17 protein-coding genes are annotated in these 25,157 nt (G+C 44.6%); 14 read left to right on the forward strand and 3 right to left on the reverse strand.

Annotated features, from left to right (window positions below; translation table 11 throughout):
• Positions 1-30 precede the first annotated feature (30 nt).
• The 6 genes from ACW6QF_RS10455 to ACW6QF_RS10480 are packed head-to-tail and all read left to right on the forward strand — an operon-like array spanning position 31 to position 9,905.
• Positions 31-3,195, forward strand: coding sequence for a SusC/RagA family TonB-linked outer membrane protein (locus ACW6QF_RS10455; protein ID WP_456087773.1), 3,165 nt, complete (start codon positions 31-33; stop codon positions 3,193-3,195).
• 36 nt (positions 3,196-3,231) lie between these two features.
• Positions 3,232-4,686, forward strand: coding sequence for a RagB/SusD family nutrient uptake outer membrane protein (locus ACW6QF_RS10460; RefSeq protein ID WP_186930242.1), 1,455 nt, complete (start codon positions 3,232-3,234; stop codon positions 4,684-4,686).
• Positions 4,687-4,695: 9 nt separating this feature from the next.
• The gene (locus ACW6QF_RS10465) at positions 4,696-5,634 is read left to right on the forward strand and encodes a dihydrodipicolinate synthase family protein (protein ID WP_456087774.1); all 939 of its coding nucleotides are present in this window, start codon (positions 4,696-4,698) and stop codon (positions 5,632-5,634) included.
• A 21-nt stretch (positions 5,635-5,655) separates the two neighbouring features.
• Positions 5,656-6,783 (forward strand): sialidase family protein, encoded by a 1,128-nt coding sequence (locus ACW6QF_RS10470; protein ID WP_456087775.1) that lies wholly within the window; start codon positions 5,656-5,658, stop codon positions 6,781-6,783.
• Between the two features lie 44 nt (positions 6,784-6,827).
• Positions 6,828-8,264: a sulfatase gene (locus ACW6QF_RS10475; protein ID WP_456087776.1), complete on the forward strand. Its 1,437-nt coding sequence runs from the start codon at positions 6,828-6,830 to the stop codon at positions 8,262-8,264.
• Positions 8,265-8,270: 6 nt separating this feature from the next.
• Positions 8,271-9,905 (forward strand): exo-alpha-sialidase, encoded by a 1,635-nt coding sequence (locus ACW6QF_RS10480; RefSeq protein WP_456087777.1) that lies wholly within the window; start codon positions 8,271-8,273, stop codon positions 9,903-9,905.
• A gap of 71 nt (positions 9,906-9,976) precedes the next feature.
• Here the strand turns inward: ACW6QF_RS10480 and ACW6QF_RS10485 are convergent, their stop codons facing one another.
• Both ACW6QF_RS10485 and nudC read right to left on the reverse strand, forming a co-directional pair.
• A complete protein-coding gene (locus tag ACW6QF_RS10485) occupies positions 9,977-12,121 on the reverse strand; it encodes a DPP IV N-terminal domain-containing protein (protein ID WP_456087778.1) in 2,145 nt (714 codons plus the stop codon).
• Positions 12,122-12,176: 55 nt separating this feature from the next.
• Positions 12,177-12,965 carry an NAD(+) diphosphatase gene (gene nudC / locus ACW6QF_RS10490; protein ID WP_456087779.1) on the reverse strand — a complete coding sequence of 263 codons (789 nt, stop codon included), beginning with the start codon at positions 12,963-12,965 and terminating at the stop codon, positions 12,177-12,179.
• Positions 12,966-13,390: 425 nt separating this feature from the next.
• Between nudC and ACW6QF_RS10495 the strand changes: the two genes are divergently transcribed.
• The 6 genes from ACW6QF_RS10495 to ACW6QF_RS10520 all read left to right on the forward strand — a co-directional run bounded on the left by ACW6QF_RS10495 (position 13,391) and on the right by ACW6QF_RS10520 (position 21,430).
• On the forward strand, positions 13,391-14,065 hold the full coding sequence (locus ACW6QF_RS10495; RefSeq protein WP_456087780.1) for an ABC transporter ATP-binding protein: 675 nt from the start codon (positions 13,391-13,393) through the stop codon (positions 14,063-14,065).
• A 138-nt stretch (positions 14,066-14,203) separates the two neighbouring features.
• Positions 14,204-16,144 (forward strand): TlpA family protein disulfide reductase, encoded by a 1,941-nt coding sequence (locus tag ACW6QF_RS10500; protein ID WP_456087781.1) that lies wholly within the window; start codon positions 14,204-14,206, stop codon positions 16,142-16,144.
• 11 nt (positions 16,145-16,155) lie between these two features.
• Positions 16,156-17,847 (forward strand): formylglycine-generating enzyme family protein, encoded by a 1,692-nt coding sequence (locus tag ACW6QF_RS10505; protein ID WP_456087782.1) that lies wholly within the window; start codon positions 16,156-16,158, stop codon positions 17,845-17,847.
• A gap of 281 nt (positions 17,848-18,128) precedes the next feature.
• Positions 18,129-20,813: a prolyl oligopeptidase family serine peptidase gene (locus ACW6QF_RS10510; protein WP_456087783.1), complete on the forward strand. Its 2,685-nt coding sequence runs from the start codon at positions 18,129-18,131 to the stop codon at positions 20,811-20,813.
• A 75-nt stretch (positions 20,814-20,888) separates the two neighbouring features.
• Complete coding sequence (locus ACW6QF_RS10515; RefSeq protein ID WP_298551290.1) at positions 20,889-21,101, forward strand: hypothetical protein; 213 nt, start codon at positions 20,889-20,891, stop codon at positions 21,099-21,101.
• The gene (locus ACW6QF_RS10520; RefSeq protein ID WP_298551292.1) at positions 21,098-21,430 is read left to right on the forward strand and encodes a type II toxin-antitoxin system PemK/MazF family toxin; all 333 of its coding nucleotides are present in this window, start codon (positions 21,098-21,100) and stop codon (positions 21,428-21,430) included. The genes ACW6QF_RS10515 and ACW6QF_RS10520 overlap by 4 nt, the downstream gene beginning before the upstream one ends.
• Here ACW6QF_RS10520 and ACW6QF_RS10525 read toward each other — a convergent pair.
• Positions 21,427-22,425 carry a sensor histidine kinase gene (locus ACW6QF_RS10525; RefSeq protein WP_456087784.1) on the reverse strand — a complete coding sequence of 333 codons (999 nt, stop codon included), beginning with the start codon at positions 22,423-22,425 and terminating at the stop codon, positions 21,427-21,429. The two genes, ACW6QF_RS10520 and ACW6QF_RS10525, sit on opposite strands and share 4 nt — an antisense overlap.
• Positions 22,426-22,594: 169 nt before the next feature.
• Here ACW6QF_RS10525 and ACW6QF_RS10530 point away from each other — a divergent pair, with 169 nt between their 5' ends.
• A complete protein-coding gene (locus ACW6QF_RS10530) occupies positions 22,595-23,815 on the forward strand; it encodes a 6-bladed beta-propeller (protein ID WP_456087785.1) in 1,221 nt (406 codons plus the stop codon).
• A 12-nt stretch (positions 23,816-23,827) separates the two neighbouring features.
• On the forward strand, positions 23,828-25,147 hold the full coding sequence (locus tag ACW6QF_RS10535) for a 6-bladed beta-propeller (RefSeq protein WP_456087786.1): 1,320 nt from the start codon (positions 23,828-23,830) through the stop codon (positions 25,145-25,147).
• Positions 25,148-25,157: the final 10 nt, after the last annotated feature.

The raw sequence follows: 25,157 nt of genomic DNA on the forward strand, positions 1-25,157 counted from the left end.
AAATAGCACTATTTTAAAACCAGTACAAAGATGAATAAATTAAATCATTTATGTTTACTGTTAGTCCTCTTATTATTCCCATTTATCTCAATTTCTGCTCAAGAAATGAATATTTCGGGCGTTGTTGTAGACAACGATGGACTAACTATGCCAGGTGTTTCTGTTTCTGTCAAGGGAACAACAACAGGTACTATTACCGATATTGACGGTAAATACGACCTCAATGTGCAAAAAGGGGCGACTCTTCTTTTCTCTTTTATCGGATACACAACAAAAGAAGTAAAAGTAGGAAACGAAAACATTTTGAATATCACACTTAACGCCTCTACTATAGGCTTGGATGAAGTAGTTGTAGTCGGTTATGGAACACAATCGAGAAGAACAATCACCTCTGCTATTACAAAAGTAAGTGGTGATGCATTGAAAAATGTTCCGGTAAATACTATTGGCGAAGGTTTGAAAGGCAAAATTGCCGGTGCACGCCTATACTCCAATAATAATACTCCAGGGGCTGATGCAACAATCCGCATCCGTGGTGGTTCTTCCATCAATAAAAGTAACGACCCTCTGATTTTAGTAGATGGTGTCGAACGTGCATTCTCGGGTATTAATCCAAATGACATTGAATCTATTGAAGTTTTAAAAGATGCGGCATCCACCGCAATCTATGGTTCAAGAGCATCTAATGGTGTAATTCTTATCACTACAAAAAAGGGATCTGCCAATCAAGCCCCCCGAATAACATTCGAAGCTAATTTGGCGCTACAACAAGCAGAAACATTGTATGATTTTATGAATGCCGAAGATTATATCAATACTGTTCGTCCGGCTGTAGCCTTAGGTCCCAAATCTCACTACAACTTTATGGATGGTTATTCTGCAAGTTCAGGAAATACAGAATCTTCGATCTATTCAACTCGCTACCTCAAAGAAGGGGAAAGCGTACCTGCCGGATATAAATCCATGTCGGATCCATTAGATCCGACTAAAACACTGATTTTTCAAGATAACAACTTTCAAAACGAAATCTACAAAAATGCACTGTGGCAAAACTATTACGTAGGAATTGATGGAGGAAGTGAATCTGTCAGATACAGTGCCAGTGCAGGATACACAGATGACGGGGGAGTCGCTTTAGCTACAGGTTATTCCCGTTTAAGCATGCGAAATAATCTGGATGTAAAAATCAACAGCAAATTGTCTTTTGCAATGGGTTTTGATTATTCTAAAACCAATTCATCTGAATATCCTAACCAGATGAATGTTATATCAAGAGGTTTAGCAACTCCACCGACTCAAAAGAAATATAATGAAGATGGAACACCCACAAAAGGTTATAATGCAACCTCGCCTAACCCATTGTGGTATCAATACTACAATGATCAAAGCAAAGAGGAAAAACGAATGTCTGCATTTGGAAAGTTGACATATCGTATTATTGACGGCCTGAGAGCAGACGTGCAAATGTCCACTTATAATCACCACTGGAGAAGCGACAGTTTCGAAAAAGCCAACGAATTCAGTGGTTTACGCACCACTACTGCGAAATTCGGAGAATTAAACAGAAACAAATTGGAAGCCTATGGAACATACAATAAAACAATCAAAGATCATTCTTTCTCTGTAATGGCAGGTTACTCCTATCAGAAAGATAAAAATCAATCAATGGAAGCAACCGTTACAGGCGCCAGTTCCGATAAAGTTCCGACATTAACAGCAGGTCCCAATAAAAAAGACGCAAAAAGCGATTTTACGGAGGATGTCACAATTGGCTATTTTGGCCGATTATCTTATGATTTTCAAAAGAAATATCTGTTTTCTGCCACATTTAGAGAGGATGCATCTTCCCGTTTTGCAGCAGGAAATCAATGGGGGTTTTTCCCTGGTGCTTCCGTGGGTTGGGTTATGTCTGACGAATCCTTCATGCAAAATATTAAACCTATCGATAACCTGAAATGGCGCATAAGCTATGGACAAACAGGGAATAATGCAATTGGCCTTTATGATGCTTATGGGAAATATTCAACAAATGCTAAATACGATGGAATTGCCGGAATTGTATCGTCTACTATGCCTAATTTAGGATTAACATGGGAAGTTTCTACACAGTTAGATGCAGGTTTCGATCTGTCAATGTTTAATAATCGCTTAAACATCAGCGCAGACTATTTCGACAAAAGAACTGACAATCTATTATTTAGCAAAGAATTACCAAATACTTCCGGTTTTGCCAATGTTCAAACCAACATCGGTAAAGTAAAATTCTATGGTTTCGATATCGAAATCAGTTCCACAAATATCGAAACAAAAGATTTTATTTGGACATCTAAGTTTACATGGAGCTACGTAAAAAATAAAGTTTTAAAGCTCCCTGATAATGGACGAGACAAAAACCGTATAGGAGGTATTACACTGGCAGATGGGACAGCTTTTGGTGGAACAGCAGAAGGGGAACCATTATATCGTTATTATGGTTATATGGTTGATCATATTATAGAAACACAAGAACAAGCAGACAATGCGATGTATGATAGTTCCGCAAAAGGTTATCGGCCTTCCGATGGGAAAAACATAGCCGGACGTAAAGAAATTGGTGATTACGAATGGAAAAACCGTAAAGGCAGCCAGACAAAAGATGGAAAAGATTATATTGACAGTCAAGATCAATTCTTGCTCGGTTATACAGTTCCACATTCAACCGGAGGCTTGAACAACAATTTCACCTATAAAAATTTCACTTTGAATATCTTTGTAGATTGGGCTTTAGGCCACTCCATCAACAACAATTCAGAAATGCGTTATTTCATGAATACATTTGCAAACAATTATACATTGATTGATGAAGTGAAACAATGTTGGAAACAGCCGGGCGATAATACAAAATACGCACGTTTTACAGCCAATGACCCGGATGATGGAAATGCTAATTTTAGCCGTACATCGAATGTGTTCAACTACAAAGGCGATTACCTCTGCATCCGTGAAATAAGTCTGCAATACAATGTACCGACAAATAAGCTGACAAAACTGGGTATTCAAAATTTGGCTATTACATTAGCAGGAAACAATCTGCATTACTTTACAGCTGTAAAGGGTGTTTCTCCTGAAGTGGGTGCTTCTACGACCTATAATAAGGATTATTACAATTATCCTCCTATTCGTAAATATTCCGTAGGAGTAAAAGTTACTTTCTAATCAAATGATTTCTTAAGTTATAAAAACATTTATATCATGAAAATCAAAACAATATTATCAATATTATTGGCTGGAACTCTATTTGCTTCATGCCATGGTGATCTGAATATCATCCAGAAAAGTGAAGTGTCAGCCAATTCCATGTGGCAAGATGAAGGAGATGCTACTTCTGCCATGTACGGTATGTTCAATAAATTCAGAGCTACATTCAGTACAGGTTACATTTACTGGGGAGAATACAGGACCGGTCTTTGGGCAGACGGTTTAGCCGGACAAACAGCACGTGACCAGGTATATCAAAATCAGATACCAACAAACCACGGTTATGCAAATTGGGCTGATTTATATACGACAATCAACAATGCTAATTTGATTTTAAAATACACACCGGATATTGCGTTCAATAGCGAAGATGCTAAAAACAAGATTTTAGCAAACGCATATTATGTAAGAGCATTTTGCTACTATTGGATCGGGCGTATTTGGGGAGATGCTCCCATATTGCTGGACGGCTTTGAATCGGACCAGCAAGAAGGACTTTTTCCGACTCGTCAACCAGCCGAAGATGTTTTCAAACAGGTAGGCGAAGACATCAACAATGCTTTAACCTTGATGCCGACATCTGTAGCAGACAGGAATCTGGCATCACCGGGAGCCATTAATATGCTGAAAGCAGACTACTCTTTATGGATGTATAAAGTACGAAATGCAGGAGAAACTGCACTCGACAATGCAAACACTGCAGTCCAAGCTGTTTTGAACAACTCAAATTACTCACTTGAAGAAGATTTCAGCAATATTTTTTACAACGAATTAGGCAATGAGATTATATTTGCGTGGAGTTACATTCAAGATGAATATACAGGTGGATATCCAGGAGATTATCTGGTTCCTTCTCAATATGTTTCTGTCGAAGCAATAGAAAATCCGGTAAAAGTAGGTAGCCATCAACAATGGTGCTTCTATACAGAAGATTATAAAGCTTTACTTTCAGAAAATAAAGAAGATCAAAGAACAATTGTAAGTTTCGAAACTTATTTCGATGAACCGAAAAATGCAACATTTCAATGGATCAATAAATTTGCCGGTACATGGACAAACGGAACACGTATCTTTGATTCAGATATAATCGTATACCGTTATGCTGATGCCATTCTGTTTGATGCAGAAATCAAATTAGCAAAAAATGATATGACCGGTGCGATTGCTTCACTTAACCATATAGCTGAACGGGCATACGGTAAAAAGAACTTCTATCCATCCTCCATGGCTGCCAATGACTTGAATGAAGCCATTGTAACAGAAAGAATGAAAGAATTCGCTGCCGAAGGCAAATTATGGTGGGATTTCATTCGTTTAGGAGTTGTCTTCAAAAAGGCCCCTTATCTGGTTGGACGTGAAAACGAGTTAAATATTTTATTATGGCCCGTAGCTCAGGCTTCAATTAATAAGAACCCGAATATCATACAGACTCCGGGATATGATGAATAATTGATATTTATGCATCCGTTAACACATACAACTCTTGTCGGCAACTGGGCAACTCTTTTGCTGGCAACAAATAAAAACGGAGAAATAGATTATAAACGCATGGGAGATGAAATAGATATTTTAATAGCATCATCTCCCTGCGGAATCTATTCGAATGGGACAGCAGGCGAGTTTTATACTCAAAACGAAGAAGAGTTTATAAAAACAAGCGAATTACTGGCAGAGAAATGTTCTGCTGCCAGTATTCCGTTTCAAATCGGTGTCAATCACATGAGCCCGCAAATATCTCTAAATCGATTACAAGCGGTCAAATCTCTAAATCCCGGTGCAGTTCAAGTAATCTTACCAGATTGGTTTCCGGTCACATTGGAAGAGGCTGTTATTTTTTTACAAAGGATGGAAGAAACTGCTGACGGAATTCCTATCGTCCTTTACAATCCTCCTCATGCAAAAAAGATACTTTCTCCTCATGATTGGATGTACCTAAAACAACATATACCATCTTTGATCGGCGTCAAAGTTTTTGACGGGAACCGGAATCCTGAATGGTATAAACAAATCAGAGAAAAGGTGCAAGGGTTATCTGTTTTTATTCCAGGCCATAATCTGGCAAGCGGAATACTCTCCGGAGCTCATGGAGCATATTCCAATATAGCGTGCCTGAATCCTTTTGCTGCTCAAAAATGGTATGAGCAAATAACAGCAAATAAAGATATGGCACTCGAATTGGAGAAGCGTATTCATCTGTTTATGGATAAACTGATAACTCCTTTTATCGTAAAAGATCATTTTCCAAATCATGCCTGTGATCGTTTTATGGCATTAGTAGGAAAATGGGCTGATATAGGCAGCTATTTGAGATGGCCTTATCGTTCGATACCGGAAGAATACGTTATTAAAGTAAGAGAAGAAGGCTGTCATATCATTCCAGAATTTTTCAATCAATAATCTCAAATCAACTAACAAATCATGAAGAATATAATAGTAACATGCTTTTTCGTTTTGATGCAATTGGGAATTTTAGTCCAAGCACAAACGAATACAACAACAGACATTTACCAAAAAGGGCAGGACGGATGTGCCTGCTTCCGTATTCCTGCTATCGTCCAAAGCAAAGCGGGGACCCTGCTTGCCTTTGCTGAAGCGCGAAAAAACAGTTGTTCCGATACCGGTAATATTGATTTAGTAGTGAAACGTTCCGAAGACGGAGGTAAAACTTGGAGCCACACCATTACAGTATGGGATGATGGTGATAACGTATGCGGCAACCCGTCTCCTATCGTAGACCAAGAAACAGGTCGTATCATCTTGGTCAGTTGTTGGAATTTAGGAGAGGATCACGAAAAACAAATCATCGATAAAACAAGTAAAGACAGCCGGAGAGTATATGTTCTTTATTCCGATAACGATGGCAAAAGCTGGTCAGCTCCCAAAGAAATCACATCATCCGTCAAGCACCCCGATTGGACTTGGTACGCAACAGGTCCCTGTCATGGAATCCAATTACAAGGTAAAAAAAATAAAGGTCGGTTAGTGGTTGCCGCCAACCATATGGTGGCAGGAACAAAGACATATCATTCCCAACTGATCTATTCCGATGATAAAGGCGAGACTTGGAAACTCGGAGGAATCGTCAACGAACATGGAGGAAATGAAAGTAGTGTTGTAGAATTAAGAAATGGAGACTTAATGCTAAACATGCGCAATTACAACCGGAAAGAAAGTAAAACCCGTTCGTATGCAATCAGTAAAGATGGTGGAGAAACTGTCTCCCAAATGTCATATCTTCCTGAACTGATCGAGCCTATTTGTCAAGGGAGCACACTAAATTATATGAAAAGGGGAAAAATCAGCAGCAACATTTTATTCTCCAATCCCGCCTCCACTGATAAAAGAGAAAAGATGACAATCAAACTGAGTGAAAATAATGGTGAAACCTGGCCCTATGCCTATCAAGTCTATTCAGGTCCAAGTGCTTATTCAGACCTGACCAATCTGGGAAACGGGAATATCGGACTGTTATATGAATATGGTATAAACAATCCGTATGAAAAAATCGGCTTTACAATAATACCATTCGAACAACTAAAAAAATAAAACAAATGGTATGCTTAAATTATTGATTAACTAAGAACAGGCACATGAAACAAAAGACTACTTTGGTAGCCATTGGGGCATTATTACCTTTTTGCATACAAGCAGAAAATGATGTTAAAAACGTGCTTTTCATAGCCATAGACGACTTGCGTCCGACATTGGGATGTTACGGTGATCCATACGCCGTAACTCCCAATATCGATACATTTGCGACTAAAAGTTTCCTCTTTAAAAACACATACTGCCAGCAATCTGTCAGTGGTCCTTCACGGGCATCCCTACTGACAGGATTACGCCCGGATGAAATAGGAGTTACCGATCTAAACACCCATTTCAGAGAAAAATGTCCGTATATTACCACTCTGCCACAACTTTTCAAGAATAACGGATATAAAACTATCGGTATAGGTAAAATCTATCATGGCAGTGCCCGGACACAAGATACGGTTTCCTGGACCCAAACTCCCATCTACAATTTATCTATTAAGAAAGAAGAATATACGTTGATGCAAAACAGACAAGGGAATAAAGCAACAGCAATTGAAATTGCCGATCAACCGGACACTTCCTTTCTGGATGGCAAAGTTACCGCAGAAGCTCTAAAGAGATTGGATAAATTATCCAGATCCAAGCAGCCTTTCTTTTTGGCAGTCGGGTATATCAAACCTCACCTGCCATTTAGTATGCCGAAAAAATACTGGGATATATACCGGAATAAATCCTTCATCCGAAAAGTGACAGAAGATAAACAACCAGTGCATGCTCCTGTTATTTCCTTCCACAATTGGGAAGAGTTGAGAGGTTATACCGACATACCCAAACATGGAAACCTTTCAATAGAAAAGCAGGAAGAACTTTGTAAAGCTTATTATGCATGTGTCAGTTTTATCGACTCACAAATCGGAAAATTATTGGGTAAACTCAAAGAACTCGGATTGGAGAAAAATACAATCATTGTCATTTGGGGTGACAACGGCTTCCATCTCGGAGAACAGCATCTATGGGGGAAATCCACAAATTTTGAATTGGATTGCAAAGTTCCTCTACTTATATACAGTCCAGAATATAAAGATCGCCCGAAACGAATAAACGACATTGTTGAGTTGATTGACATCTATCCGACATTGACCGACCTCTGCAGGCTAAAGTCTGCACATATATTATCCGGGCAATCCCTCCGTTTTCTGATTGAAAACAAAGCAAACTGGAAAAATCGTGCTTTCAGTCAATTTCCAAGGCCTTATAAAGCGGTAAATTCTTATAAGAACCAGACACACATGGGATACACTGTCCGGACTAAAAACTGGCGTTACACGCTGTGGTATGACAATGCGACAAACCATATTACGGACCGGGAACTTTATTGCATGAACGGTAATAATATAGAAAAAGAAAATCTAAGCGGAAAAAGCGAATATGTTGACATTGAAAATGAGCTACAGCAAATGATTGAAGATTATAAAAACATTCATAATAAATAAGAATCCATGAACAGAGCATTATTATTTACAATCCTTTCAGGCCTGTCATTATCCTGTACGGACTATACGGATAACATATCCATGACAGCAGAACATCCGGTACTCCCCGTTCTTACCATGAAGGAAGCCAACCCTGTCTTCAAAATTGAACTGATAAGACATCAAACTGGCGATAATTATTCATTACAAAAATTAGAAGTGGATCTTCATGGCACAACAGATATCGACGATATTGAAAGTGTCGGTCTTTATCATACCGATTCCAAAGGAATGATCGATACCAACAAGCCGGTTCTCCACGCAGTATCCGCATCTGAAAAAGTTGTTTTCAATACAGATATTTCAATTGATACGGACACCTTCCCTTTTTGGGTATCTTTTAAGTTGAAAGACAAAGTAGATCTCAGCCATCGCTTTAAAGCAAGCTGTTCTAAGATAGAAACAAATGAAGGAGAGATAAAAGTGCCCGTAACAGCTTCACCTGAACTTCGTGCAGGAGTAGCCGTACGCCAGCACAAGCAAGACGGCGTTCACACGTCTCGTATCCCTGGGTTAGCAACATCTACAAGAGGGACATTGTTAGCAATTTATGATGCCCGCTACGAAAGTCCACGCGATTTACAAGGGCACATGGATATCTGTCTGAATCGCAGCACAGACGGAGGACAAACCTGGCAACCTATGCAAGTAGTCCTGGACATGAAAGACTGGGGTGGATTACCTGAAAAATACAATGGAGTTAGCGATGCCAACATCCTGGTAGATGAAAACACAGGAGATATTTATGTTGCCGGCCTCTGGATGCATGGAGTATTAGATGGAAAAACAGGGAAATGGGTCCCTGGAATGACAAAAGACAGTACCCGCTGGATACACCAATGGCGTGAAAAAGGTTCTCAGCCGGGGTTTGGAGTAAAAGAAACCTGTCAGTTCCTAATTGCAAAAAGTACCGATGACGGTCAGACCTGGAATACCCCTGTAAACATAACGAAACAAACCAAACGAAAGGAATGGTGGCTATATGCCCCTGCACCGGGACACGGGATTACACTACAAGACGGAACTCTCGTCTTTCCGACACAAGGACGAGATAAAGACGGACATTCATTCTCCAATATAACCTGGAGCAAGGACGGTGGTAAAACATGGACCGCCAGCAATCCGGCTTTTACAAATGTAACAGAATGTATGGCCGTACAACTATCTGACGGAAACATCATGCTAAACATGCGTGACAACCGTAACCGGGGAAATAAAGAGGAGAACGGACGGCGTATCTGCATCACCTCCGACTTAGGGAAGACTTGGACAGAACATCCCACCTCACGAAAAGCATTAATCGAACCGACTTGTATGGGGAGCATACACAAACACACTTATCACAAAGACGGGCATAATAAATCAATCCTGCTTTTCGTTAACCCGGAATCCTATTCGGAGCGTAATCATATCACACTGAAGGTTAGCTATGACGATGGAAAGACCTGGCCTGAAAACAAGAAAATCCTATTGGATGAATATAACGGGCGCGGTTATTCCTGCATAACCTCTGTAGATGAAAACACAATCGGTATTCTATATGAAAGCAGTCAAGCCGATATGGTCTTTCAACAAATCAAATTGGAAGAATTACTGCCCTAAACAGGAAAGGCCCTTTATCCGAGGTTCGAAATCTCTTGGATACAGGGCCTTTTTATTATTCAGATATCACCTTACTCCCACTCCGGCGGTTCCTGCCCCAGCAAGTTCTTGACGAAGAAATCGTGCATTTTGTGCATTTCGAACGGGCCACCGAGACTGTGCGTCTTGCCCGGCAGGTAAAGCTGTTCGAAGTTCTTGTTCGCTTTCATCAAGGCGCTGACAACCTGCAAGGTGGAAGCCGGATCGACGTTGTCGTCCAGTTCGCCGTTGATCAGGAGCAACTTGCCTTTAAGGCGGTGAGCATTGTCGACATTGGAGGAGGCGCTGTAAGAAGCGTCGATCGGATAGCCCATCCACTGCTCGTTCCACCAGATTTTATCCATCCGGTTGTCATGGCAACCGCAAAGGGCGACCGCAACCTTATAGAAATCGTTATGGAACAGCAGAGCCGCCATCGCATTCTGGCCTCCGGCCGACCAGCCATAGATGCCGGCACGATCCAGATCCATGTACTTGTACTTCGCACCTGCCGCTTTCATCCAGGCGATACGATCCGGGAAACCGGCATCTTTCAGGTTCTTCCAGCATACATCATGGAAAGCCTTCGAGCGGTTGGATGTCCCCATCCCGTCGATCGAAACGACGATGAAGCCGAGTTCCACCAGTTTGGAGACCAGATGATGGGCCGGCTTGAAATCCTTATCCACATGCGAATCGTGCGGACCGGCATAGATAAACTCTACGACCGGATAGGATTTGGAAGCATCGAAGTGCATCGGGCGATAAATGTTCCCCCAGATATCCGTCTGTCCGTCCCGTCCTTTCGCACAGAATACTTCCGGCATCTGCCAGCCTTCCGCCTGCAACGCACTCACATCGCACTTCTGTAATCCGGCAACCACAGACGCATCCGAAGTCCGCTTCAACTGGCTGACAGGCGGCAGGTCGGGACGGGAATAGACATCGGTAAAATAAGAACGGTCGGCAGAGAAGGTCACACGGTGGTTCCCGTTCTCAGGAGTCATATCGGTAAAGCCCGTTCCGTCCAGGTTAATCCGGCAGTAATGCAGGTTGTAAGGATCTTCTCCTTTGTTGAAACCCGAAGCGGTGAAGTAGACAACCCGGTTCGCCTCATCCACGTGATCGACCTGGCGAACCACCCATTCGCCCTTCGTCACCTGTCGTTTCACCTGCCCGTTCGTGCCGTCTATCAGGTAAAGATGACGCCATCCGTCCCGCTCGGAGATCCAGAGCAGTTCTTTTCCGTCGTCGAGGTCGTATCGGTAATTGTTATAATAATAGATAAAAGTCTTTGTCTGCTCGTCCACCAGATGGCGGATAGAACCGTCGGCCGCACTCACTTCGCCAATGACATAACGCTGATGGCCGCGCTGGTTGAACTCGAACGTAAAAGCGCGGCTGTCTTCACGCCAACCGGTCAGGTTCAGATAGAACTGGTTTTCATAAGGAGCGACATTCAGTGCCACCTGCTTGCGTGCCTCCACGTCAAAAAGGACAGGCAGGTAAACCGGCAACACGTCGCCCGGCTTCGCGTAATCGCGCCATTGCAGGATCGGTTGTTTCTGGCTGGACGGACTGGATTCGATCAGCGGAATACGGCGTTCCTGCACGTCGCGCACCTTCACCGTCGCCAGCTTGCGGGAGTCGGGCGACCAGATGATCGACCAGGCATCATAGCGCAGGTTGGTCGTGCCGTCCATCGTCAGGGCAATCTCTTCTTTCGGCTTATCCTTCTCTTTCTCATCTCGGACAGGAGAGATATAGAGGTTGTTATCTTTCACATACGCTTCCCATTTCTTATCAGGCGAGACGACAAGAGCCGGAGCCTCTCCGCGGCGGTGCCAGCGATCCGGCTTCTTTTCCTCTTCCTTCAACAAGGATTCGGCCAGCCCCTTTTGCTTTTTAGAGAAGAATGCCGCCAAACCTTTCTTATCTGCGGCACGTTGCTTCTTTCCGCTCTCCGCATTGACAAGATAGTAGAAATCTCCCTCCTTCTCATGATTCTTATACCAGAAATAGTGGGAGCTGTCTATCCATTCGGGATGGATAGCGGGAGAATAAACCCGGTCGGAACATTTCAGGATCGTGTCGGCACGCTCATAATCGGCACGCGTCACCTGCGAAGCGGCGCTTTCTGCACCGAACGCCATCGCCAACAGGCACAGGCAAGAGATAAACAAAGTCGTTCGTTTCATAATAAACAGTGATTTATGATTTAATCCCAATTTTTTAATTCTTAATTTTTAATTCTTAATTTCCCAACCACCAGTCAATCATCCTCCGCGCCAAGCTCAGTTTACGCGGTATCTCCGGCAGGTTGTCTTTCGAGAAGAACGAACCGGAGCTCAACTCCTCATCCTGCAATTTGATCTCCCCGCCGGCATAATCGGCAATAAAACCGATCATCAGGTTGCTCGGATAAGGCCAGGGCTGATTGCCGAAGTAAGTGATGTCGCGGATCGTCAATCCGGTTTCCTCCCGCACTTCACGTTCCACGCACTGCTCCAACGTCTCGCCCGTTTCCAGGAAACCGGCCACAAGCCCATGAAACGTCCCCCGGAAATTACGTGCATGCACCAACAGGATTTCCTCGCCTTTCCGGATCAAGACAAGAATGGCGGGCGACACTGCCGGATAGATCTCATATCCGCAAGCGGGACACTTCTTCACGATCGGCCCCTTCTGTTCCGTCGGCGTCCCGCAAGCCGGACAGAAGCGGCTGTGCCGGTCCCAATAGAGTATCTCGTAGGCCTTCCCCGCCTGGTCATAGAAGTAGCGGTCGATATGATCGTAAGAAGCCCGAAGTCCCATCGGCAAGTAAACGTCCGTCTCTTCCAGCGGCTCGTCGGTCGAAACAGCCATCGCCATCGTCCCGTCCTGCATTTCGACCCTCTGGGGTAGAGACGCACGGCCATACGTCTCTACAGGCGATTTATCCATAAAAGGAATTGTATAGCCACCACCGGCTTTCTTTTGCAGCAAAAGTTGGTCATTGTAGAAAACATACCAATATAGAGGAGCGTTATTTGTTATTTCCATACGTCTGATTCTTTATATCGGGGACAAACATACGAAAAAAACCCCCACATTGGTATCTCTATTGTTTCCTATCGCACAAGAAAACGTATCGCATAAGTAATAAATCTTCGCCAAGTGCCTTACTATTCTATAATCAGCGGCGGCGATTACATAATCAGCACCGACGATTATAAAATCACCGCCGCTGATTATAAAACCGCCGGTTGTGATTAAAGAATTATACGGCATCTAACGATCTTTTCCTATAAGGAACAAAAAGATTTTCTTATGAGGCCCGGGAGAATAATCGTGCGTTTCCGAACTCCATCCGTGCGGACAAGCACAGTTGCAGGATTCCGGACAAGCGATAATCCACTACATATAAGAGACTTATGATTATGGCACGACTTTTGCATCACTACTCATAAACAAAACAGTTGAAAACCATGATTAAAACAGTTGCATTAGAAAAGATCTTCCGGACGGAAGAGGTGGAGACGTTGGCGCTGAACAAAGTAAGCATAGAAGTCAAAGAAGGAGAGTTCGTTGCCGTTATGGGACCTTCCGGATGCGGTAAATCTACGTTGCTGAACATCTTAGGGCTACTGGACAACCCGACTACCGGAGAATATTACCTGAACGGGATCGAAGTTTCCCAATATACGGAAGCCCAGCGGACGAAGCTGCGCAAGGGGATTATCGGTTTCGTCTTCCAGAGTTTCAATCTGATCGACGAGTTGAACGTGTACGAGAATATTGAACTACCTCTGCTTTATATGGGTGTTTCGACCACCGAACGGAAAAAGAAAGTGCAGGAAGCGATGGAACGGATGGCTATCGTGCACCGCGAAAAGCATTTCCCGCAGCAGTTGTCCGGCGGCCAGCAACAGCGTGTCGCCATTGCCCGCGCCGTAGTGGCCAACCCGAAATTGATCCTTGCCGATGAACCTACCGGTAACCTGGACAGCAAAAACGGGCAGGAAGTGATGAATCTGCTTAACGAACTGAACAAGGAAGGGACGACGATCGTCATGGTGACGCACAGCCAACACGATGCCGGATTCGCATCCCGCATCATCAACCTGTTCGACGGACAGGTGGTAACGGAGACCATGATTTAAGCCTGAAATGTTATAAAAGGGAAAGAAGAAGCCATAACGTATTAAGATATGTTATGGCTTACGAAATTGTCGTATTCCGTATGATTCCAAATCAAATAAACTTGTATATTGCCGGCACTAATCATAAATCGAATGAATATGAAACACGGACTTTACTTACTTATGTTCCTTCTTTGCTTCACTGGATTGCAGGCACAGGAACGCGTAGTCGAACAACCGGCTTTCGACGCTTGGAACTCGACGACACTGGAAATAGATAAAATCGTACTGAGCGATACCGCAACAGTCTTTTATATCGACGCTTACTACCACCCGAAATACTGGATACAGGTCGCGAAGGAAACTACCTTGCAGGCCGACGGCAAAACCTATCCGATCAAGGCAGGCGACGGCATCAACCTGAGCGAAAAGTTCTGGATGCCGGAATCGGGAGAGGCCTCTTTCCGCCTGATATTCCCGCCGTTGCCGAAAGGGACGAAAGCCGTTGACTTTTCCGAAGGAGACGTAGAAGGCGCCTACAAGATATGGAACATCCGGCTGGACGGTTCACCAGCCTACTCTTCCCTGGCAGGGAAAAAGAACCCTGTTGAAACCCCGGTACTGGAAAAGCCGGAATTCAAAAACGGCACGGCTGTACTGAAAGGACATATCGCCGACTATAAACCGGACATGAACCTGAAGGGACGCGCTTGGAATTTCAACTTGTTGAACGGGGGCACGGAAGAATATAATATTACGGTACAACCGGATGGGAACTTCACGTTGGAAGTCCCTCTGTATTATTCTACAAGCCTGAATATCTCCAGCAACTTTATGAACGGCCTGATATATCTGAAACCGGGAGAAACGACTTCCGTAGAAATCAACATGCCGGAGATTTGCCATTCACAGTCCAAAAAGCAGAAAGACAAACCGTCATTAGGCGAGAAATATTATTTCACCGGGGCTTTGGCGGCGCTTAACAACGAATCCTGCAATTCTTCCCTTCGTTTTGTATCCGTCTCCCCCAAATCCCAGGAAGACTATATGCAGATGTTTTCCGATATCAGCACGATGGATGCAAATCAGTTCAAGGCTTACTGGATGGATCGTTACCAGAAGGAAAAAGCCGTACTGGACAGCCATACGGAATTAAGCGACGCTTACCGCACGCTCCTGCATAACAGCCTGAAAAAAGACTTGGCGGAACAATTGCTTGGCATCAGCGGAATGATGGAGTACGCTTATCGTACTGTCAACCAGATTCCGCGCGACTCAGTGATACCCAAAGACAAAAAAGTGATACCGGCTATAGAATATTACGATTTCATCCCGGAGTTGATAAGCAACGATCCGTACCTGCTGTATGACGGCTCTTTCACTTATCTGATCTCCTACCTGCAATATACGAACTTCACCGGAGAAGACAGGGCCGCCGGAGAGAAAGCCCCCGATAACACCGCCGATCTCATCAAGATTATGGGGACAGACAACGGGATTCTTTTCGACCTCCTTGCCGCACAACGCCTGTCCCAACCGATAAAAGAATTCCGCCCGCTAAGCGACGAGGAGATCGCTCAGGCCGGGAAAATATCTCCGGTCATCCAGGAAGCACTCACGCAGATGAACAACAAGGTCAAGCAGACAATCGAAGAAAACAAAAAGAAATCCGGCTACACCGTCAACCGCGTGAACATCGCCGACATCCCGGCCGAGGAACTGTTCAACGCCATCACCACGCCTTACCGGGGCAAAGTCGTGTTTGTCGATTTCTGGGCGACCTGGTGCGGCCCGTGCAAAGCCGCGATGAGAGCGTCCGAACCTGTCAAGAAAGATTTCGCCGGCAAGGATATCGTCTTCCTCTACCTGGCAGGCGAGAACTCCCCGAAAGGCACTTGGGAACAGATGATACCGGATATCAAGGGCGAACATTACCGGATGACGGATGCACAATGGACGTATATCTGCAATAAATTCGGCGTGCAGGGTGTTCCTTCTTACATGATCATCGCCAAAGACGGCACGCCGACCCATTTCCAAGTCGGATTCATGGGAGCGGATAAGATGAAGGAAATGCTCATGAAGGAATTGGATAAATAAGAACTGTTACTATGTATAAAACGTTGCTTGCTCTATTGTTTTCAGGTATCGGCCTGTTGTTGCATGCTGATAATTCCTATCTCATACAGGCCCGCATACGGGATGTGAAAGACGGAACCGTATTCTTCCTGAAACAATTCAGCACGCAACGGATTATAAATGCGATGCGACTCGAAGACGGCAAATTACAGATGAAAGGCGAGCTGTTCGACACGCCCCAGCATCTCTGGCTTTGCACGACCATCAAAGATGAATTCTATTACTGCGACCTGCTGGTAGACACGGGGAAGATCGTTGTCGAAGGAAGCATCCATGATTTTCCGAACGGCTTGCATTTCGAAGGGGCTCAAACACAAATGCAATATGCCGCTTATCTGAACCGGACGCAGTCGTTTACACAACAGATCGACAGCCTGAACCACATAGCCAATCGCTTGCATAACCGGAAAACGGATGGCATAGTGTATAACAGTCATATCGTTCCGGGCACTTACAAATTAGACGTAGAGGTGGAAAGAGATAGAATCACAGCCATACGCGACTCCATCCGTTCCAAATTTATCCAGAACCACATGGACCAGTATGCCGGGCAGTTCCTGCTGACCCGTGTCATGAAAAATCTTTCGCCCGATTCCCTGAAAGCCCTTTACCGCCTCATCCCGGTCGAGATGAAGAAAACCAAATTCACACGTTTGATCAGCAACCAGATCAACCCGTATGCCGACAGCTACATCCGGGAGGCGGATGACCTGCTGCGCCAGACAAGCCACAAAGAAAAAGAAATGCACAGCTATGCGGAAGAAGCCTATAAACTCTATGCGCAAGCGGTGCAGCTCGACTCTACACGAACGGACGGCTACATCGCACTGGCATCCATGTCCGAACGCCTGCTCCCAATCAAAAATGTGGAAGCTTACGACATTGCGATCCATTACCTTCAGAAATTCATGGCAAGCGACATCCGGGCAAACGAATACGAGGCTGCTGTGAAGAAAATGGAAGACCTGCAATTCAAGAAATGGCTGAAGCAGAACGAAGAACCGGAAATGATAACCGTCAATGGCGGAAGTTTCGAAATGGGGTCCACTTATAAAGAAGACAACAACCCGCCTCACAAAGTAAAAGTAGACAGTTTCCTAATCAGCCGGTACGAGATAACGAACTACCAGTTTGCCGCCTTTCTCTCGACACTTAGTCCTGAAAAGATAAAAGACGACCCGCCTTTGTATTACCCCTGCAACTGGGGCATCCAAAACGGAAAGCCAATGCCGGGTTACGAGGCTCATCCGGCAATCTATGTCACCTGGTACGGCGCACAGGAATATTGCAAATGGGCCGGAGGACGCCTGCCGACCGAAGAAGAATGGGAATTCGCCGCACGAGGCGGCAACTACGGGAACCGCGACCATCTTTATAGCGGCGGCATGGAACTGGACAGCTTAGGTTGGTATGCCGGAAACTCCGGTGGCAAGCCGCACCGGGTAGGGACGTTAAAACCCAACGAATTAGGTTTACACGATATGAGCGGTAACGTATGGGAATGGTGCAGCGACACCCAGATAAAAGACGGCAAAGAATATGTCGCCGTCCGTGGCGGAACCTGGTTCAACGAACGCGCAATCTGCCGCCCGACCTGCCGCTATTACATCTTCCCGAACAGCAAGCATTTCAACAATGGGTTCCGGCTGGTAAAGGATTTATAATTGCCTGGCAGGAAATACGACTTTAACAGCTCTATAAATTAGGGACCATACATAATTGTAGGCTTTCAGCACATAGACATTGACACAAAGTATGAATAAAAAGCCGGCAACAAAAATGACAAAAACAGGTGATATAAATCATTATTCCCCCTCTGCATATATCCAGATTCCGATCTCTCATGTTCTATTTATTTCCTATAATCAATTGAAGGTTGCAAAGATACTTTTTCCTTTTAATAAAAAAGAGTAATATTGCATACTAAAACAAATCAATCAAATTAATGAGCAATTCCATACATTTAATCAGTCTCTTACTTCTAACTTCCGGTCTATCCATACAAGCCCAGGAAAAGAGAGCGATGACATTCGACGAGATGGTCGGATGGGAACACATATCCGAACAACGTATTTCCGATGACGGCAAATGGGTCTTCTGTAAAATGGAGCCTTGGCGGGGAGATGCCTCCATTCAGTTATACAACGGCAAAGGAGAAGAGAAAGCGACTTTCAAGCCAGCTTCGAAAGCACAATTCAGCGCTTCATCCGAATATCTGTTGGTAACAAAAGTTCCTTCCTTGGAAAAAGTAGAAGCCGAGAAGCTAAAGAAAACAGACAAGGACCAAATGCCGATGAACAGCCTTGTCATCTCCCGGCTGACAGGTAGAGAGGAGACGGTAGATTCACTCAAAACATACAAACTCTCGGAAACGGCCGATTGGCTGGCTTATCAGCGCGGAAGTAAAAAAGACTCCACTCTTTACATCCGTTCGCTCGACGGAATGCTGAAAGATTCGTTTCCGGCTGTAAGCGATTTCGGATTTGCCCAAAAAGGGAATGTACTATACATCGTATCCGATTCTGTCTTATATACCTATATTCCAGAGAAAGGGAACAGCCGGATATCCGCCGGAAGAGGAGTATTCAAAAAGATCGCTTTCAATGAAAACGGCAGCAAACTCGCCTATCTGTTCTGTGCAAACAAAGACTCCGCCTCGACCCGGAGCAGCCTGTATATAGCGGAAAACAATACCCCCGGCAAACTGATCGCGCAACGGGGGGACAAAGCCTTTCCCTCATCGTGGATAATCAGCGAAAACGGAACTCTCCATTTCTCCGAAAACTCTAATCGCCTGTTCTTCGGCACAGCCCCGGAGCCCCGGCAGAAAGACACGACCGTACTGGCCGAAAACCGGCCGGACGTACAAGTGTGGAGTTGGGACGAAAAGGTACAATACACGCAACAGTCTTTCAACAAGGCGTCCGACTTGAAACGGTCTTATACGGCAGTTTACAACATCGGTTCCGGACGTCTCTTCCAATTGGCGACCGAGGAACTTCCCTCGTTGCAAACCGCTGATGAAGGGAATGCATCACTGGCACTTCTCTCGACCTCAAAGCCATACGGCACACAAAGCATGTGGACGGCTAAAAACTTTTATGACCTTTATACGATCGACCTGGAAACCGGAGAACGACGGCAAATCAAGGAAAAGAGTCCTTCTTACATGCGTTTCTCCCCGAAAGGGAAATATACATACTGGTATCAGGAACAGGACAGTTCTTGGTACACCCGTTCCATGGCCGACGGGAAAGAATACCGCCTGACCACACCGGAGACCTTCATCGCCTGGAATGAAGATAACGACGTCCCGGACTATCCTTCCCCGTACGGAATCGCCGGTTGGACAGACGACGACCGGACGATCCTGATCCGGGACCGCTACGATATCTGGGAGTTCAGCCCGACAGCCTCCTCCTCTCCTGTCAGCCTGACCGTAAACGGCCGGAAGGAGAAGATCACCTATTCGCTGATCCAAATGGACCGGGAGAAAAGATCGTACAACCTGAACGCTCCCCAGTATCTCAACGGCTTCAACGAAGTCACCAAAGGCTTCGGGTATTATACCGCCCGTCTGAACAAACCGACCGCCCCCAAAGCACTGTTGGCCGGCGACTTCAAACTGGCCGCTCTGTCGAAAGCCAAAAACACCGATGCCGTAATCTACACGCAGGAAACATACGAGCAATATCCGGATGTCCGACTATCCGACCTCAGTTTCAAGAAATCCATCCGGCTGACAGACGGCATCCGCCAGCAGGATTCCATCATTTGGGGGACAGCCGAACTGACTTCCTGGATCTCCCTGGATGGCCGGCCTCTGGAAGGTGTCATCTACAAACCGGCCAATTTTGACCCGAACAAGAAATATCCGGTAATCGTGAATTTCTACGAGCGCAATGCCAATACATTATACAACTACCATATGCCCAGTCCCGGACGTTCTACGATCGACTATCCGTTCTACCTCAGCCACGGCTTTATCATTTTCAATCCCGATGTCCGCTTCACAGACGGCTATCCGGGTGAAAGTTGCTATAATTGCGTAATGCCGGGGATCACTTCCCTGATTGCGAAAGGGTATGTCGACGAGAAAGCGATCGGCGCACAAGGCCATAGCTGGGGAGGTTACCAGGTTGCTTATTTAGCCACCCGTACCCGGCTCTTTGCCGCAATCGAATCGGGTGCGCCGGTAGTCAATATGCTGAGTGCTTACGGCGGAATCCGTTGGGGCTCCGGCTTAAATCGTTCCATGCAATATGAACACGGGCAAAGCCGTATCGGGGGCAATATCTGGGAAATGCCGTTGCAATATATCGAAAACTCTCCCCTCTTCAATATGGATAAGGTGACTACCCCGATCCTGATCATGCATAACGATGCAGACGGGCACGTGCCCTGGTATCAGGGGATCGAATACTTCATCGCCCTCAAACGCCTCCAAAAGCCGGCGTGGTTGCTCAACTATACAGGTGAACCCCACTGGCCGACGCGTTTGGCAAACCGTCTCGATTTCCAGAAACGCATGTTCCAGTTCTTCCACCACTACCTGCAAGGCGCCCCCATGCCTAAATGGATGAGCGAAGGTGTTCCGGCCGTAGACCGGGATTTCGAGTTGGGATATTGATATCTCTTTTATATTTATTCTTAATATATTATGGATAAATATTCATATCTTTGTATATTAATTGGAATGTAAACAATGAAAATAACAGGTAACACATTAAGTTTATATGTTGATATTCCTATATCAGAAATATCCATATTCAAATATCTTGCCCATAAAATGGGATGGAAAGTTCATGTTGCTAAAGAAAATGAAGATACATTAAGTCAGGAAGAAGAAAAAAAACTATTTTTCGAAAACTCCAAACGCTCTATGGCGAAGTGCATGGAAAAATATTTATCAGAATGAAAATACACCAACGAGATATTATCGAAGTTAATTATTTATTTCCTGACGGAACAACAAAACCACATATGGCTATTGTGGTATCCAATGATGAACTTCAGGAGATAGAAGGATTCTTTTATTTGGCAATGATTTCATCTAAGAACTATAATCCACAATATACTTATCCATTGAATAATGAAATGTTAAGCAAGCCTTTATCGAGGCAAAGCTATGTCATTTGTCAACTAATAGGCGGATATACAGAACGCGATGTAGTCAAGATATGTAGCCGAATCAAGAATGACTTTTTCGTCGAAATTGTCGAGAAGATAAAACAAACGATCTTTTAAAACTCCATCTTAAATGTTGTCCGGACATTCGGAACGGACAAGACGGAAAGTTGGCCGCCATGCAATTGCATGATGCGCTGGGAAATAGGCAGGCCGATGCCGCTACCACCGGATTTGGTGGAATAGAAAGGAGTAAAGACGGCGGACAACCGTTCGGGAGGAACCCCCGGGCCGTTGTCTGTTATCGTTATAAGAAGACGTCCGGTTACCCCGGTACATGCATCGACCTTGACAATTCCATCCTTTTGTCCCTCTACCGCCTGCAATGCGTTCCGGATCAGATTGATCAATGCAAGAGTAACCAGATTGGCATCGCCATATATTTGAAGTTCCTTACCCGCCGTATCAGCCTTTCCACCGGAATAAACAATCCGTTCACTTCCCGGTTCGGCTTGTAGTAACTGTTCCAACTTAGTAAATAACGCCCGTACGGGGATTTTTTTATATTCCGGTTCCGGCAAATGCGTCAAACGATGATACGAATCGAGAAAAGCAGTCAGGCTCTTTGCCTGGCTGTTGATGACTTCAAGCTCTTCACGTTGCTGGGATAGGGAAGTACGGTCCATATATTTTAACAAATCTGCCGAAAGAGAAGCAATCGGGGTAATAGAGTTGCGAATCTCATGCGTCATCACCCGTAGGATACTATCATAATAAAGGCTTTTCTCTTCCACCTCAAGATGTTTATCCCCCAATTGCCGGAGAACATGATTCATATCGGCGTATAAAGCATTCATAAAGGGATCATCCGGATCAGCAGGGAAATGTTGCGTCGTATCCTCGTTCCGCATCGCCTCGAAAAAGACGGACAATTTATAATTAAAGTGGGTTGCCAACCGGATTATAAACAGAGTTATCAACAGGATAAACAACAGGCACACAAAGGATAATGTAAATGACAACTGTGTTATTAACAACCAGGAGCCAATGAGGGATAAAAGCACGATCAATACTACGCCCCCTACCATCTTAGCATATAACCTGCGACTATACATAGGGCAAAGGTACATTAATTACGACAAACCCACAAAAAGACAAAGAAAATACGAATCTCACGTTTATTTACGAATTAATAGTAACAAACTTGTTTTTAATAAATTAAATCGCTTTATTTGTATCGGACAATCGAACACAAATAAAATACGAACAATTAATCCGGAGATTATGAACAAGACAACGAGACTTTTAGGAAGTTTGCTTATTGCCACAATAGCAACATCCTGCGGAACGGGAGGTAAAAATCAATCCGCACAAACAAACGATCCTTTGGCCAACAGCCCGATAGTCGGTCAATATGTACAGGTAGGAACTGACAAAGTCATGTCGTGCGACCAGAAACTACTGGCCGATACCGTACGCATACCTCTCAGTTTCTTCACGGAAGAAATGGAAATCGTAAAACTGGATAACCGGGATGAGGCATTGGTCGGACAAACCGGGGTAACGATTTCAGATAATTACATCTTGGTACATGGCCGCCAGCCAAACCCATTCAAACTATTCGACCGCAAGGGGAATTTCCTGACCAACATCGGTGCGATCGGACAAGGCCCCGGCGAATACCAAATGGTGTATGATGCCAAATTGGACGAGGCAAACAACCGCATCTATATCCTGCCTTGGAATGCATCGCAACTTTTAGTGTACGACTTGCAAGGAAACGTCTTAGACCCGATTCCTCTTTGCTTACGTTGTCCGAAAGCAAAATTCGATGTCGATCTTACCGGAGGCAAGGTTTCGATAGTCCTGTTGCCTTTCAAAGGCTATGCGGCCGTTGCCTGGACACAGGATTTGAAAGGGAACAGGCTCGGCTACATAGAACCGGGACATTTGGAAGCGCCTCAGGACTTCAGTAATGAAGTGATATCAGGATTCAATATCCCCGGCGCGTTCGATGTCAATATTTTATGTATAATGCCGACTCGCGTCGATTCGCTCTATCGATATGACGGAGACAATAGCCGTTTGATCCCGACATTCACACTCAACTTTGCCAATACGGATAAAATCCCCTGGCACGGATACGGAGAATGGCCGCACCATTTCATTGGAGATTTTTCAGAACCGCCGGTTGAAGTCGCTCCCGGATCATGGACCAACGGAAAGACTTACCATTACATCGTGGACAAAAAAACAGGAAAAGGTTCTTTCTTTAAACTCTATAACGACTATTTCGGCAATTTGGAAATCGGCTATCCCAGTTATGCATTCTCCAATGGCTATTATATCCGGAATATCGAACCCGGCAACCTCATGACCGACATCGAGAACGCATTGAAAAACCAGGATATCACCGACGAGATGCGTAAAAAGTTGGCCGACCTGCAAGCCTCTATCGGTGAGAACGACAACAACATTCTCTTTTTAGCTAAGTTAAAACAATAAATGCATAAACAGATGAAAACACTTCTTCCCCTCCTATTCCTTTTCCTGTTCACAACCTGCAATAGCAAAAGTTCTCCGGTTTCCGGAGAAGGCGACAATGGACAAATGCCTTGCATCGACCTGGCCGGGAACCTGAACAACACCGTTCCCTCCCTGCCCCTGAGCGAAGCGGTGGGAAAGGTGGATATTGTCCCGTTGGAAACGACAAGTAAGTCTTTTATCCGGAGGATCGAAGATATCAAAGTAACCGCCCATGATATTTTCGTTTTCGACATAAACGAAGGTGTATTCCGGTTTGACCGGCAAGGCAAGTTTCTGAACAAAGTCGGTAAAAAGGGAGAAGGGCCGGAAGAGATCCTTTCGATATGGCAAATGATGATTAAAGAAGCGGAACAGGAAGTTTATCTCTATTCCATAACCGATAAGAACTGCATCAAAGTCTATAATTTCGACGGTTCTTTCAATAGAGTTGCTCTTCAGGGTCGAATGGAAAATGTATTTTATGGGCCAAGCAATCAGATTTTCTCTTTTAAACATCATTTCTTCCTACAACAGGTACTCCCTGTCCTATTTTTAGAAAACAAACATGAAATATGGTCGTTTGCACTCACCGACAGTTATTTCAATATCCAAAAAAAATTCTATAATCCAAGTCTGGCAGGGAAAGATGAAGAAATTATCGAGAACTGTGCTCCTCACTACGGTTGGAAGAAATACTGGTCGGAAGGCAGGACTGCCATAGACACCTATAACCAGCAACTTGTCATGAAATATGCGGGAGTAGACACCCTCTATCGATACAACGAAAGCAATCAGAATTTCGAACCGCACTACACGCTTTTTTCAGGCGAACAACCTCCTTTCGATATGGCACATGTATGGGTTAAAGATGCGGCATTCTTTAAATATCTATGGGTCTATGACTTCTATGACACCCAAAAGTATTTATATCTCCTTGCCGGTAAGTCCAATGTCATCCACACGTTTCGATATGATAAGGAAAACGGGGAGGTTAGGGTTTCGAAAAAAGAAAGCGCCATCATTGAAAGGCCTTTCCCCGGCTCCCCCAACTTTGTCTTCCGCGAACTAAAGAAGCGGTTCGAATTGCAGAACGACCTTTCCGGCGGAATCGTTTTCACGGTTGACTACAAATCACAAGGCAAGTATTGGATCGATGAATGTAATCCTTCCGATTTGCTGGAGCAGATCGACCCGGACGAACTGAAAAAAGAAGAAGTAAAAGACAAACCGGCACGCGACAAGCTCGTCCAAATGCTAAGCAAAGTTACGGAAGAGGATAATCCGGTCCTCTTCATTGCCACTCTGAAATAAATCATTACAT

The organism is Parabacteroides sp. (assembly GCF_977054455.1).